Annotated in this window: 12 protein-coding genes and 1 pseudogene; 9 read left to right on the plus strand and 4 right to left on the minus strand. The window is 60.3% G+C overall.

All coding sequences use genetic code 11. From position 1 onward, the window contains the following. The first annotated feature begins 296 nt into the window (after positions 1-296). From AD670_RS04750 to AD670_RS04780, 7 genes are all read left to right on the plus strand, one after another. Positions 297-2,690 carry a TonB-dependent siderophore receptor gene (locus AD670_RS04750; protein ID WP_053128752.1) on the plus strand — a complete coding sequence of 798 codons (2,394 nt, stop codon included), beginning with the start codon at positions 297-299 and terminating at the stop codon, positions 2,688-2,690. Between the two features lie 15 nt (positions 2,691-2,705). After that, the gene (locus AD670_RS04755; RefSeq protein WP_053128754.1) at positions 2,706-3,671 is read left to right on the plus strand and encodes an amino acid ABC transporter permease; all 966 of its coding nucleotides are present in this window, start codon (positions 2,706-2,708) and stop codon (positions 3,669-3,671) included. Then, positions 3,664-4,437 (plus strand): amino acid ABC transporter ATP-binding protein, encoded by a 774-nt coding sequence (locus tag AD670_RS04760; RefSeq protein ID WP_053128755.1) that lies wholly within the window; start codon positions 3,664-3,666, stop codon positions 4,435-4,437. Before AD670_RS04755 ends, AD670_RS04760 begins: the two co-directional genes overlap by 8 nt. A gap of 18 nt (positions 4,438-4,455) precedes the next feature. Then, entirely contained in the window at positions 4,456-5,379 is a 924-nt protein-coding gene (locus tag AD670_RS04765) for an ABC transporter substrate-binding protein (RefSeq protein ID WP_053128756.1), read from the plus strand. 12 nt (positions 5,380-5,391) lie between these two features. Next, positions 5,392-6,975 (plus strand): FAD-dependent oxidoreductase, encoded by a 1,584-nt coding sequence (locus AD670_RS04770; protein WP_053128757.1) that lies wholly within the window; start codon positions 5,392-5,394, stop codon positions 6,973-6,975. Between the two features lie 11 nt (positions 6,976-6,986). Next, positions 6,987-7,409, plus strand: coding sequence for a RidA family protein (locus AD670_RS04775; RefSeq protein ID WP_053128758.1), 423 nt, complete (start codon positions 6,987-6,989; stop codon positions 7,407-7,409). 160 nt (positions 7,410-7,569) lie between these two features. Beyond that, positions 7,570-8,904: an LLM class flavin-dependent oxidoreductase gene (locus AD670_RS04780; protein WP_053128760.1), complete on the plus strand. Its 1,335-nt coding sequence runs from the start codon at positions 7,570-7,572 to the stop codon at positions 8,902-8,904. 3 nt (positions 8,905-8,907) lie between these two features. On the opposite strand, the gene AD670_RS04785 is transcribed toward AD670_RS04780, so the two are convergent. Then, positions 8,908-9,393 (minus strand): hypothetical protein, encoded by a 486-nt coding sequence (locus AD670_RS04785; protein ID WP_053128762.1) that lies wholly within the window; start codon positions 9,391-9,393, stop codon positions 8,908-8,910. Then, complete coding sequence (locus AD670_RS04790; protein WP_053128764.1) at positions 9,390-10,304, minus strand: hypothetical protein; 915 nt, start codon at positions 10,302-10,304, stop codon at positions 9,390-9,392. The genes AD670_RS04785 and AD670_RS04790 overlap by 4 nt, the downstream gene beginning before the upstream one ends. Positions 10,305-10,490: 186 nt before the next feature. On the opposite strand from AD670_RS04790, the gene AD670_RS04795 reads away from it, so the two are divergent. After that, entirely contained in the window at positions 10,491-10,979 is a 489-nt protein-coding gene (locus AD670_RS04795; protein WP_053128766.1) for a type VI secretion system tube protein Hcp, read from the plus strand. 418 nt (positions 10,980-11,397) lie between these two features. Here AD670_RS04795 and AD670_RS04805 read toward each other — a convergent pair whose 3' ends face one another. Further along, the gene (locus tag AD670_RS04805; RefSeq protein WP_053128770.1) at positions 11,398-11,904 is read right to left on the minus strand and encodes a hypothetical protein; all 507 of its coding nucleotides are present in this window, start codon (positions 11,902-11,904) and stop codon (positions 11,398-11,400) included. Beyond that, positions 11,901-12,815, minus strand: a complete 915-nt coding sequence (locus AD670_RS04810) for a hypothetical protein (RefSeq protein WP_053128773.1) — start codon at positions 12,813-12,815, stop codon at positions 11,901-11,903. The genes AD670_RS04805 and AD670_RS04810 overlap by 4 nt, the downstream gene beginning before the upstream one ends. Positions 12,816-12,949: 134 nt before the next feature. On the opposite strand from AD670_RS04810, the pseudogene AD670_RS31870 reads away from it, so the two are divergent. Then, positions 12,950-13,024 (plus strand): annotated as a pseudogene (locus tag AD670_RS31870) (type VI secretion system tube protein Hcp); the annotation flags it as partial. Between the last annotated feature and the right edge of the window lie 90 nt (positions 13,025-13,114).

Raw genomic sequence — 13,114 nt, forward strand, 5'->3', positions numbered from 1 at the left:
AGAATATTAGCTTATATCAAAACAGCATTATATTTTCAAAACCCATTCCGTTATGTTTGATCGCAACAGCCTACCCCTGACCTCGGATGGTACCCAGCGTAATCAAGATTCTGCGCGCCATAACCGGGTGATCATCCCCGCAGCAGAATCGTTGGAAGGGAGTTCAACGTATGTTGCCAATTCAAACCCAGCGCCACACCTAGTCCCCAATCGCCGCAACCCCCCTGAAAAAAACCGAGCACCGCGCCCGCCCGCGTGACTGCCCGACTTCGCGATTTGGAATGTCTGGAGTGGCTATGAAGCAAGTCTTACAACCGACCGCCATCCTGGCGCTGGCGATCCTGGCCAACACCGCCCAGGCCCAGGACGACAGCACCCTGTCCACCGTGGTGGTCACGGGTAACCGTGGCGCCGAACAACGTACGGTCACCAGCAGCCCGGTGCCGATCGATGTGGTCAGCGCCAAGCAACTGCAAAGCACCGGCAAGCCCGGTTTGATGGAGGCGTTGAGTGCGGTGATCCCGTCGCTGACCCTGCCGGAAAAAACCGGTTGGGACGCCAGCGGCATCGCCCGTGCGCCGAACCTGCGCGGCATGAGTGCCGCCGAGGTGCTGGTGCTGGTCAATGGCAAGCGCCGCCACACCGCGGCCACCCTGAACATCAACGGCATCAACACCGGCGCCGCACCGGCCGATCTGGATTTGATCCCCATCAGCGCCATCGACCACGTCGAAGTCCTGCGCGATGGCGCCGCTGCCCAATATGGCTCCGATGCCATCGCCGGGGTCATCAACGTAATCCTCAAGGCCGACACCAGCGGCACGTCGGTGACCAACGTCGGCCAGGGTTACGACGGCAAGAAACAGACCGTGCAGCAAAGCCTCAACAAGGGCTTCGAGATCGGCAACGGCGGCATCGTGCAGTTGGCCCTGGACGCGCGCAGCCAGAACGACGACAACAAGGCCAGCGCTAACGGCTACACCTACGCCCAAGCCTTTGAGCAGGCTGGCCGCTCCACCTACGGCGGCTATGGCACACCGAAGACCAACTTGCTGACCTTGGGCTACAACGCCGAATTGCCGATCGACGACAGTTTCAGCCTGTATTCCTTCACCACCTATTCGCGGCGCAAGGCCGAGCAGGGCCAGAACTTCCGCCTGCCGACCATCACCAACACCATTACCACCGGGCCTAACGGTTACCCCGGCGGCTACACGCCGACCTGGTATATCGACGAGGACGACTTCCAGGCCGCATTCGGCGGTAAAGGCACCGTCGGCGAGTGGGACTGGGACCTGTCCACCACCTACGGGCGCAACGAGGCGGAGCAGGGCACCACCCATAACCAGAACCCATCCCTGGGCGAGGCCACGCCGAACAGCTTCACCTCTGGCACCTGGATTTCCACCGAGCTGACCACCAACCTCGATTTCAAGCGCGGCTTTGACATCGGCCTGCAAAAGCCGTTGGACCTGAGCTACGGTTTCGAACATCGCCGCGACACCTATGAGGTGCAGGCCGGTGACTATGAGTCCTATGCCAACGGCGGCTACTGCGTGGCACCGGGTAACTGTGCGTCGTCCGGGGCCCAGGTCACCAACGGCATCTCGCCGGATGAAGAAAGCAGCGCCTCGCGCAACAGCCTCGCCAGTTACGTCGACGTGGGCTTCAACCCGGTGCCGGACTGGTACGTGGGCACCGCGTTTCGCTACGAGCATTACAACCAGGGCGTGGGCGCTACCCGCAGCGGCAAGCTGACCACCCGCTACGACTTCACCCCGCAATTCGCCGTGCGCGCCACCGTGAGCAATGGCTTCCGTGCACCGTCCCTGGCCAATAGCCTGTTCAGTGCGCGGTCCACCACCTATGGCGTGGTCGACGGCGTGTACCAATCGATCAACTACGGCGTGCTGCCGGTAGGTTCGGCCGCTGCCCAGGCCTTGGGTGCGCAGGAACTGAAACCCGAGCGTTCCACCAACTTCAGCCTGGGTTTCACCCTGACCCCCACCGATCGCCTGAGCTTCACCGCCGACGCCTACGTGATCAACCTGCGCGATCGCATCACCCTCACCGGCACCTTGCTCGGCCCGGAAATCACCCAGGTGCTGCAAGGCAATGGCATCACCTCCACCTCCGGCGGCCAGTACTTCATCAATGGCGCCGACACCCGCACCAAAGGCCTGGACCTGGTCAGCAACTACAGCCAGGACCTCGGCCCCTATGGCGCGCTGAAATGGACCGCCGCGTTCAACTGGAACCAGACCAGAATCCTCAACTACAAGGAATCCACCACGATCCTGGGCACGGCCTATGACCTGATGGACCGCCAGGCACGCAACCTGATCACCGGCGTGCAGCCCAGCACCAAGCTGATCCTCGGTGGCGACTGGAGCATCGAGCGCTTCAACCTCAACCTGGCCCTGACCCGCTACGGCTCTTACAAAGAGGTCAACGTCTCCGCCGACCGCAGCCTCGACCGGGTCTACAGCGCCAAATGGATCACCGACCTCGACCTTGGCTACAACCTCACCAAAGACCTCAACGTGGCCATCGGCGCCAAGAATCTGTTCGACGTCTACCCGAAAAAACAAGGTGTACCGAGCAGCACCATGGTCAGCAGCTACGGCACCTATTCGCCCTACGGTTTTACCGGCGGGTACTACTACACCCGCTTGACCTATGCCTTCTAGGCCGAGGAAAACACCATGCCCATCGTTGCCAAATCCTATGACCTGATTGACACGCCCAGCGCGGTGCGCCAGGCCCGTGTGTCCACACCGATCAAAGCCCTGCAGGTGGTGCCCGCGCGGCACCCCTGGCGCTGGGCCGGGTCGATCTTTGCCGCGCTGGTGCTGCTCGGCATCGCCCATTCCCTGGCCACCAACCCGCGCTGGGAGTGGGGCGTGTTCGGCCAGTGGTTCTTCTCGCCGTCGGTGCTGCGTGGCCTCGGCCAGACGCTGTTGCTGACGCTGCTGAGCACGGTGTTCAGCGCCATCCTCGGCACTGCGCTGGCGTTGGCGCGGCTGTCGGGCTCGCCGCTGCTGGCGGCCCTGGCCTGGGGCTACATCTGGTTTTTTCGCTCGATGCCGGCGCTGCTGGTGCTGATCATCCTCTACAACTTCGCCTACCTGTACGACCACATCGTCCTCGGCGTGCCGTTCACCAGCGTGGTGTTCGCCGAGTGGTCGACGGTGGACGTGCTCAGCCAATTCACCGTGGCCGTACTGGGCTTGAGCCTGATGCAGGCGGCGTATGCGGCGGAGATCATTCGCGGCGGCCTGATCGGTGTGGATGCCGGCCAGCACGAAGCGGCGGCAGCCCTGGGCTTGCCGGCCTCGCGGCGCATCTTCCGGATCATCCTGCCCCAGGCGCTGCGTTCGATCCTGCCGTCGGGGTTCAACGAAATCATTGGCCTGGTCAAGGGCACCTCCATCGTCTACGTGCTGGCCCTGCCAGAGCTGTTCTACACCGTGCAGGTCATCTACAACCGCACCCAGGCGGTGATCCCGCTGCTGATTGTCGCCACCGTCTGGTACCTGATCATCACCACCGTGCTCACCAGCGCCCAGTACTACGTCGAGCGTCATTTCGCACGGGGTACGGCGAGGGTGCTGCCGCCCACGCCGTTGCAACGCGTGCGCCGCTGGCTGAAGGAGAAAACCCATGAGTGAAGCCCGCGCCGGCCGTATCCAGATCCAGGGCGTGGGCAAGCGCTTTGGCAATCAACAGGTGTTGAAAGACATCGACCTGACCATCGATCCAGGCAAGGTCACGGTGATTCTCGGACCGTCCGGCTCGGGTAAATCCACGTTGCTGCGCACCATCAACCACCTGGAAAAGATCGACAGCGGGCACATCACCATCGACGGTGAATACGTCGGCTATCGACGCAAGGGCGACCTGCTTTACGAGCTCAAGGAACGCGAGATTCTCAAGCGCCGTATAGACGTCGGTTTTGTGTTCCAGAACTTCAACCTGTTCCCGCACCTGACCGCCTGGGAAAACGTCGCCGAGGCGCCGCTGGCACACAAGCGCTGGAGCAAGGCCGACGCCCAGGCCAAGGCCACCGCACTGCTGGCCAAGGTCGGCCTGGCGGACAAGGTCGATGCCTACCCACGCCAGCTTTCCGGCGGCCAGCAACAGCGCGTGGCGATTGCCCGCGCACTGGCGCTGGACCCCAAGGTGTTGCTGTTCGATGAACCCACTTCAGCCCTCGACCCGGAACTGGTGGGCGAAGTGCTCGACGTGATCAAGGGCCTGACCCAGCTGGGCGTGACCCTGGTGATCGTCACCCACGAAATCGGTTTCGCCCGCGAAGTGGCCGACCACGTGGTGTTCCTCTGCGACGGCCAGTTGATCGAAGAAGGCCCGCCCGAACAGATTTTCCGCCAACCCCGACATCCCCGCACCGTGGCCTTTCTCGGCAAGGTGCTTTAGTTCAAGGAGTGACTGCCCATGTTCATCAACACCACCCGCGTGGCCCTGCTGGCGCTGGCCGTCAGTGCTGCGCAAAGCGCATTCGCCGTGCAACAGGTCGACCTCAGCCCCGACCGCCCGCGCATCCATGTGCCGCGTAACGAAGCGGCCATTGCGCAGATCCCGCCGGGCTTCAAATTCGCCCAGCCGGGCAAGTTCACCGTGGCCGTGTCCGGCGTGGCCGGGCCGCCGCTGGCGCTGCTGGCCAGCGACGACAAGACCACCATCGGCAGCGAAGCCGACACCGCGCAACTGGTGGCCGACAGCCTCGGCCTGCAACTCAATGTGGTGCAGACCAGCTGGGAAGACTGGCCCCTGGGCGTCAGCTCGGGCAAGTACGACGCTGTGATCAGCAACGTCACCGTGACCGAGGCGCGCAAGAAGCGCTTTGACTTCGCCACCTATCGCCAGGATGTGCTCGGCTTCTACGTCAAGACCACCAGCAAGATCAGCGAGATCAAGCAGGCAGCCGATATTGCCGGGCTGAAGATCATCGTCGGCTCCGGCACCAACCAGGAAAAAGTCCTGCTGGCCTGGAACGAGGCCAACGAAAAGGCCGGCCTCAAACCCGCGCTGTTGCAGTACTTCGACGACCAGGCTGCCGCACAACTGGCGGTGCAGTCGGGGCGCAGCGATGCGCTGTTCGGGCCCAACTCGGTGTATGCCTATTCGGCGGCGATTACCGGCGGCATCAAGCGCGTCGGCACGGTGAACGGTGGCTGGCCATTGCAGGCGGACATTGCCGTGACCACCCGCAAGGACAACGGCCTGGTCAAGCCGATCCACACCGCCCTGGAAGGCGCGATTGCCGGCGGCCAGTACGCGCAGGTGCTGCAACGCTGGGGCCTGGATGTGGAGCGCGTCGACAAGTCGCTGATCAACCCACCGGGCCTGCCGAATTAAGGAGCAATCGACATGGGACTGACACGACGTGAAGCGTTGTCGAGCATCGCTGCGGTAGGCGGCGAAAAAGCCGTCAAGGATGCACTCGCGGTACTCGGCCTCGGGCCGTCATCGCACCGCCGACCGCAACCGTTGAAGCTCAAGGACGGCCTGGGGCAGGGCACGCATGTGCTGGTGCTGGGCGCCGGGATTGCCGGGCTGGTCACCGCCCTGGAGCTGACCCGCGCCGGGTTCAGCGTGCAGGTGCTGGAAGCCCGTGAGCGGGTCGGCGGTCGCACCTGGACAATCCGCCATGGCGACCGCGTGGACTACAAGGATGGCCGTACGCAAACCGCCGCGTTCGAGCCGGGGCATTACTTCAACGCCGGGCCTGCACGGATTCCCAGCCAGCACCGTACGATCCTCGACTATTGCAGTGAGCTGGGGGTGCCGCTGGAAGTGCTGGTCAACAGCAGCCATGGCGCCCAGGTGCGGCCGGATGTGAACCAGCCGGCCTTCACCGTCGGCCAGGCGATCAACGATGCGCGCGGGCATTTGTCCGGATTGCTGGCCAAAGCGGTGCAGCGTGATGCCCTCGACGATGTGCTGAGCGCTGAGGAACGCACGCGCTTGCTGGCGTTTTTGCACGTGTATGGCGACCTGTCCCAGGAGCTGGCATTTGAGGGCACGATCCGTTCGGGGCACCTCGAATCCCCGGCCCATCCCGGCGCCTTGCCAGCCAGCCGCAGCCCGTTGGCACTGGACCAACTGCTGCACCCCGAGCTGTGGGGCGCCTTGCTGCACACTGAATTTCCGGAATTCTCGGCGACCATGTTCCAGCCGGTGGGCGGCATGGACCGCATCACCGACGCCTTCTACCGGCGCGTCAGCGATCACGTGCAACTGGGCGCCCAGGTGCGCCAGATCCGTCAGTTGGAACACGGCGTGGCCGTGACCTACCACGACCAACGCAGCGGTCGCGAGCAGGTGGTGCGCGCCGACTATCTGGTCTCGACCTTGCCGCTGCCGCTGCTGGCCAAGCTCGACACCGACTTCAGCGACCCGATCAAGGCCGCCTTGCTCAGCACCCGCAGCGACCAGGCCACCAAAGTGGCGTGGCAGTCCCCACGCTTCTGGGAAACCGACTACCGCACGTACGGCGGCCTGTCTTGGATCGAACACCCGGCGCGCCTGCTCTGGTACCCGAGCAACGACCTCAACACCCGCGAGGGCTTGTTGGTGGCCGGCTACGTGACCGGGGAGGGCGCCGATGTGTTTGGCGCGCGACCGTTCGACCAGCAATACGCTACCTCCAAGGAGGCCGTGGAGTTGCTGCATCCGGGCTATTCCAAACACCTGCGTCACCCGCTGGCGGTGTCTTGGGAACAGATCCCCTTCAGCGAAGGCCCGTGGTTGCAACGCGAACACTTCCCGGCCGATGCCAGCGCCTTGCTCGAACAGGGCCACGGCCGCGTGTACTTCGCCGGCGACGGCCTGGTGCAAAGCGGCGTAGGCATCTGGCAGGAATCGGCGGCCAACTCGGCGCGGCATGTGGTCGCGCAACTGGCTGAACGCGTGACCCGACAAACACACCTCGCGGCAGTGGCCGCCTCATAAGGAACACACCCATGAGCGACAGCATTCAACGCACCAGCGTCGGCGATTTTCCGATCTCGCAGACCGTCACCGTGCCGGCGTCCGCCAGCCTGATCTTTGTCAGCGGGACCTTGCCGGACCCGGTTGATCCAACGGTTCCCGGGGTGTTTGGCAACACCGAAGTGCAGACGGTTTCGGTGTTCAACAAGCTGCGCCAGATCCTGCGCCAGCAAGACCTGGACCTGGGCGATATCGTGCAATTGCGCGTGTTCCTGGTTGGCGCCGAAGAGACCGATGGCAAGCTGGATTTCGCCGGGTTGCAGCGTGGGTATACGCAGTTCTTCGGCACCCCCGAGCAGCCGAACAAGCCGGCACGCACCGCGTTGCAGGTCGTGGCGTTGCCATTGCCTGGTGCACTGGTGGAAATCGAAGCCATCGCCGCCCGAACCGCCTGATTCACGCGGTTGAACAGTGTGGGAGGGGGCTTGCTCCCGATAACGGTGTGTCAGGTGATGCAGAAGGTGACTGAACCAACGCTATCGGGAGCAAGCCCCCTCCCACCAGTTGATCCGTTTTTTGCCAGTTAGTCCTCATGTTCATTATGGAGAGATCCCTATGTCCACAGCACCCCGGCAACTCAAATTCGGCGCCATCCTGACCGGCGTCGGCACCGCGCAAAACGAATGGCTGCACCCGCAAATTCCCGGCGATGCCAGTGTGGATATCGATTGGTACCGCGCCCAGGCGCAGCAGGCGGAAGCGGCGAAGTTCGACCTGGTGTTCATCGTCGACAGCCCCTACATCACCCCGGATTCGGCGCCGCATTTTCTCAACCGCCTGGAGCCGCTGACCCTGCTCTCGGCCGTGGCCGGTGCTACCTCGAAGATTGGCCTGGTGGCCACGCTGACCACCTCCTATACCGAACCCTTCAACGTCGCCCGCCAGTTCGCCTCCCTGGACCTGATCAGCGGCGGCCGCGCCGGTTGGAACGTGGTCACCACCGGCCTGGAAGGCGCGGCCGGCAACTTCGGCCGTGAGCAGCATATCGACCACACCGAGCGCTATCGCCGCGCGGCCGAGCACCTGGAGGTGGTGCAGGGGCTGTGGGATTCCTACGAGGACGACGCCTTCGTGCGCGACAAGGCCAGCGGCGTGTTCCTCGACCCGCAACGCCAGCATCGCCTGGATCACCATGGCGAGTTCTTCTCGGTGACCGGGCCGTTGAATATCGCGCGTTCGGCCCAGGGCCAGCCGGTGATTTTCCAGGCGGGCATTTCCGAATCCGGGCGCAGCCTGGCGGCTAACTATGCCGAGGGCATTTTTGCCGGCGTGGGCAACTTCGAAGACGCCCAGGCCTATTACAGCGACATCAAACAACGCACCGCCGCCGCCGGACGCAACCCCGATCACGTGACCATCCTGCCGGGCATCTCGCCGATCATTGCCGACACCGACGAGCAAGCCCAGGCCATCGACCGCGAACGCAATGGCGAGCTGGATTTGAATAAGGCACTGGTGCAGTTGGGGCGGCCGTTCAATTACCACGACTTCAGCCAGTACCCGCTGGACGAACCCTTCCCCGAACTGGGCGATCTGGGCAGCAATGGCTATCGCGGGCATGCCGAAAACATCAAACAAGTCGCCCGCGACCAGCAGTTGACCCTACGCCAGGCGGCGTTGCGTTTTGCCAAGCCGTTCTCGAGCTTTGTCGGATCCCCCAAGACCGTGGCGGATGAGATTGAACGTTGGTTTGTCGAAGGGGCGGTGGATGGTTTCAATATCCACGTGGGCGCGCCGGATGACTTTGCGCGGTTTACCGACCAGGTGCTGCCATTGTTGCGCGAGCGCGGGTTGTTTCGCAGTGAGTACAGCCACAGCACCTTGCGTGGGCATCTGGGCTTGCCGGTGCCGGTGAATCGGCATACGGCGGCAAGGAGCGAGGCGGCTTGAGGATTACCACCATTTCCAGCGGCCCTGTTGTTTCAGGGTCGCGATAACGCCGTTGCGTTTATGCCTGATTTCCAACATCTCTCGGCGCATTTGTCGTTGGCGTTTGCTGTTCAGGCATAGAAGCCCGATCAACGGACTCAGTAAGGCAAGGGTAAATAGGAGGTGATCGGGGCTGTAAAGGATTGTCGGCACTACGAGCAGTAAGTAGATGATGAACACACCAACCTGAAGCCACACCCATCGTGGATATCCGTGAAGGACCAAGCTCTGCGCGACGCCGAATACCGCACACGCAATCCCGCCTGCGATGAAGAACGCATTACGGGTCAGTTCATCGGATGCGTGGGCGAAGTAGGTGAGATTCATCAGGGTGCCGGTGGTGGCAATCGAAAGGCACAAGGCTATAAGACCGCCAAACAACGCCAGTCTGTGACGCGCCCAAAGGGAGCGAGGGTCTATAAGGTAAAGGGGTTCCTGGCGGTTTTTCATTCGCTGAACTCTTCGTAGATACCGATGGCCAGCGTCTTGGTGTTTCCGGACATACCGCTGCTGGCGAGGCCCAGTGCTGCTGCAATGGCATCATTTCGATGGGTCGCGATGATTGGTTTTATCTTTGTTGTTGGAATGCGTTTTGGCGCGTTACGTGCGGCTTGCTTGAGCTTGAGGAGCTTGGGTGTCAGGCGCGGGTCTTGGATTCTCAGGAGCTCATTCGTTAATTTTGCCCGTTCCTGTCGACTCAGCCCACGCAATACTTCTCTTAGTGGTTTACCTGTTGCGCGCTTGGACAGGTTGATTACTTTCACTGTCGTTACGGCAGAAGAGGCGACACCAAGTAAAGACACAGCATCCAGAGCTGCCATCATCCCTTCGTACCAAGCATTACTGTCCAGGTAGTCATTCATCTGCGGATCCCAAACTTCGTTTACCGTTCGATAGACTCCGGCGGCGCACTGGAACAACCCCGCTACTGCTGCTGCGGTGCCAATGAATGAGACAACAACACTTGCGCCACCCGTAAAAGGCATCAAGGCGATTCCGCTGTAAATAACATGCCAACACAACAGCGCCCCGGTACACGTCACCGTCGTCCTCAAAGCCTCCGCTACCCATTCCGACTCCCGAGGCTCATGCTCCAACATCCGCTTGAACTCCACCGGCCCCACATACCTCGGCGCTTCCCGCAGCACCACCTTGATCGGCCGCACACTGCAAATTGCCTGGAATTCGCGCAGCGTGACAACGTTGAAGTCCTCATCGATGTACACCACGCCCGCGCCAATCAGCACCGGGTCGCTGTCGATGGCGAAGAACAGTCGATGCAGGTCGATGATGCTTTCAATGCGTTGGCGGGTGGTGCGGTGGGCCGAGGGGAATCCATCCTTGAACAAGGCGGTCGTCATTCCTTAACTCCTGGGTTTTTGGGAGTCGAGAGGGTAAAGACGTAGTGGCGCAAATTAATGTCGGACGTTTCGTCATTTCAAGACAGGCACTTCCCGATCCCGCTTTGCCATCTTGTGAGCACCGTCTCGATTCGGGAAAAGTGCGCCCCACGTCACTCCCGACGCACAACAGGACAAGGAACCAACATGGCAGTCGATATGTTTTTGAAACTGGGCGATATCAAGGGTGAATCACGGGACCAGGCCCATCGTGACGAGATCGACATTACCAACTGGGGCTGGGGTTTATCGCAAACGGGCTCGATGCATTCCGGCACGGGAGGCGGTTCGGGCAAGGCCGACTTTGCCAATCTGAACCTGACCAAACCCCTGGATAAATCCAGCCCCAACCTGATGATGGCCTGCGCCACCGGCAAGCATTACCCCGAAGCCAAATTGGTGGTGCGCAAGGCTGGCGGTTCAAGCCCGGTGGAGTACCTGGTGATCACCTTGAAGGAAGTGATGGTGGTGTCCTACGGCACCGGTGCGCAAAGTCAGGATGATGTCCTCTACGACAGCATCGCGTTGAATTTCGCCACCGTCGAGGTCAGCTACCAACCGCAGAAAGCCGACGGCGCCAAGGACGGTGGGCCGGTGAAGTTTGGCTGGAATATTCGGCAGAACGTCAAAGCTTGAGTAAGTGAGTCTCAGGGGGGAGCGCTGTTGTTGTCGACAGCGCTGTTTCAGTTAGTCCAACTGAGTCATTTCTGATTATTGGATTTCCAGACGAGTCCTATGAAGTGTTTAGACAGCAGATGGTGTTGGTGCGCGGTGGCTCTCTTGAGCGTGAGCACAGGGCTTCAGGGTTATCTAATAATTGATGGGCTGATTCGAGGTGTGATAGTGGCTCATAACCGCGTCGGGCCTTCCATTACTTACACGCTTGTAGGGCAGCCAAAGCACTATTGGTTCACCATTGCCTGGCTGGTGATTACTGAAATTATTCTAATGGTGCTGACCTTTTGTATGGCCTGGATTACCAGGCAGTTGCATAAAAAGAAATGATCTAACTGAAGTGTTTTGGCGTTTTAGGCACGGCCAACCGGTATAAAGATCACCACCACTTCCAGCGACCCTGCTTTTTCATAGTTGCGATGATGGCTTGGCGTTTATGGCGCAGTTCAAGTGATTTTTTCCGCAGTTCGCGGCAGCGGTTGCTGTTGAGAATGAGCAGGCCGACAAGTGGGCAGAGCAGGGCCAGTGCATAGAGATAGGTGTTGGGGCGCCAGAGGATGGCGGGGAGGGATATCAGCAGGCAGAGGAGGTAGATCGCGACGTTTATCCATACCCAATGGATGCGGCCGTAGAGCACTTCGTATTTGGCCAGGGCGAATACAGCGCCCAAGCCCGCGGCGCTGAAAAAGCATGTCTTGGCGACAAAATCTACGGAGTGAGTAGGCAAATACGTAAGCATCGCCAAGATCGTTGTCAACGCTATCGAGAAACACCCTGCCAATGCATCACCTCCAATCACGGGCATGAACCGCTTGAGGAGTTGCCAAGGATCCTCAATAAAGAGTGATGAGTAATATTGGCCTTTTATCTTCCGTTGTTGGCTCACTGGTTAACTTCCTCGTAGATGCCCAACGCCAGAGTTTTTACGTTTCCAGAGACTGTACTGCTGGTAAAGCCGAGCAAGGCCGCAGCTATATCCATTTTGTGCGCGGCAGTTGCACGCTGCATTTGAATAGCGCTGATACGTTTGGCCACATTGCCGGAGGCTTTTTCCAGCTTGAGTAACTTGGTCGTTAGTCTTGGATCTCGGATTTTAAGCAGCTCATTGTTCAATTTTTTCCGTTCTTGCCGTGTCATCCCTCTAAGCACTTGCCTAGCTGTTTTTCCGGTTACTTTTGTGGTCGTTGTGACGACTTTCACGGTGACGAATGCCGAGCTGGCAACACCCATCAAAGCAATACCGTCCAACACTGCTGTTGCGGCCTCATACCACGTCTCGTTATCCAAGTAGTCATTAACTTCCGGAAAGGCTAACTCTGATGCTGTACGTAAAGCTCCACCGATGCATTGAACTGTACTTGCAACGGCAGCAGCTTTACCGATAAACGAAATTATCGAGCTAGCCCCAGCTGTAAAAGGCATCAGCGCAGCCCCACTCGCAATGACCATCCAACTCAACACTACTCCGGTGCATGCAATTGCCGTATTTATAGCTTCCACCGCCAACCGCGACTCCCGAGGCTCATGCTCCAACATCCGCTTGAACTCCACCGGCCCCACATACCTCGGCGCTTCCCGCAGCACCACCTTGATCGGCCGCACACTGCAAATCGCCTGGAATTCACGCAGTACCACCACGTTGAAATCCCCATCGATATACACCACCCCCGCGCCGATCAACGCCGGGTCGGCGTCTATGGCGAAAAACAACCGCCGCAGGTCGAGGCTGCTTTCAATGCGTTGGCGTGTAGTGCGGTGGGCTGATGGGAATCCATCCTTGAATAGGGCGACGGTCATTCCGGAACTCCTTTTTTTGGGAGTTGGGAGAGTAAAGACGCCTTCGCTGGGATGAATGTCGGAAGCTTCGCCATTTGCAGTCGGTCACTTCCTGAAGCGAGTTTGACGTCTTGTAAGCCTGCTCCCGATTGAGGAAAAGGGCTGATGGCACCAAGGACGGTGGGCCGGTGAAGTTTGGTTGGAACATCCGGCAGAACGTCAAAGTGTGATGCGCTGAGAGGGCATAGGTATCCACACAACTTTTCAAACCCTGACATATCTCTCTGTGGCGAGCGGGCTTGTCCCGCGTTGGGCTGCGA

Origin of the sequence: Pseudomonas sp. MIACH (assembly GCF_001269925.1) — a bacterium.
Classification (GTDB): Bacteria; Pseudomonadota; Gammaproteobacteria; order Pseudomonadales; family Pseudomonadaceae; genus Aquipseudomonas.

Coding starts and splice junctions, on each gene's coding strand:
- AD670_RS04750 (WP_053128752.1), top strand. CDS start 297: ATGAAGCAAGTCTTACAACCGACCGCCATCCTGGCGCTGGCGATCCTG.
- AD670_RS04755 (WP_053128754.1), top strand. CDS start 2,706: ATGCCCATCGTTGCCAAATCCTATGACCTGATTGACACGCCCAGCGCG.
- AD670_RS04760 (WP_053128755.1), top strand. CDS start 3,664: ATGAGTGAAGCCCGCGCCGGCCGTATCCAGATCCAGGGCGTGGGCAAG.
- AD670_RS04765 (WP_053128756.1), top strand. CDS start 4,456: ATGTTCATCAACACCACCCGCGTGGCCCTGCTGGCGCTGGCCGTCAGT.
- AD670_RS04770 (WP_053128757.1), top strand. CDS start 5,392: ATGGGACTGACACGACGTGAAGCGTTGTCGAGCATCGCTGCGGTAGGC.
- AD670_RS04775 (WP_053128758.1), top strand. CDS start 6,987: ATGAGCGACAGCATTCAACGCACCAGCGTCGGCGATTTTCCGATCTCG.
- AD670_RS04780 (WP_053128760.1), top strand. CDS start 7,570: ATGTCCACAGCACCCCGGCAACTCAAATTCGGCGCCATCCTGACCGGC.
- AD670_RS04785 (WP_053128762.1), bottom strand. CDS start 9,393: ATGAAAAACCGCCAGGAACCCCTTTACCTTATAGACCCTCGCTCCCTT.
- AD670_RS04790 (WP_053128764.1), bottom strand. CDS start 10,304: ATGACGACCGCCTTGTTCAAGGATGGATTCCCCTCGGCCCACCGCACC.
- AD670_RS04795 (WP_053128766.1), top strand. CDS start 10,491: ATGGCAGTCGATATGTTTTTGAAACTGGGCGATATCAAGGGTGAATCA.
- AD670_RS04810 (WP_053128773.1), bottom strand. CDS start 12,815: ATGACCGTCGCCCTATTCAAGGATGGATTCCCATCAGCCCACCGCACT.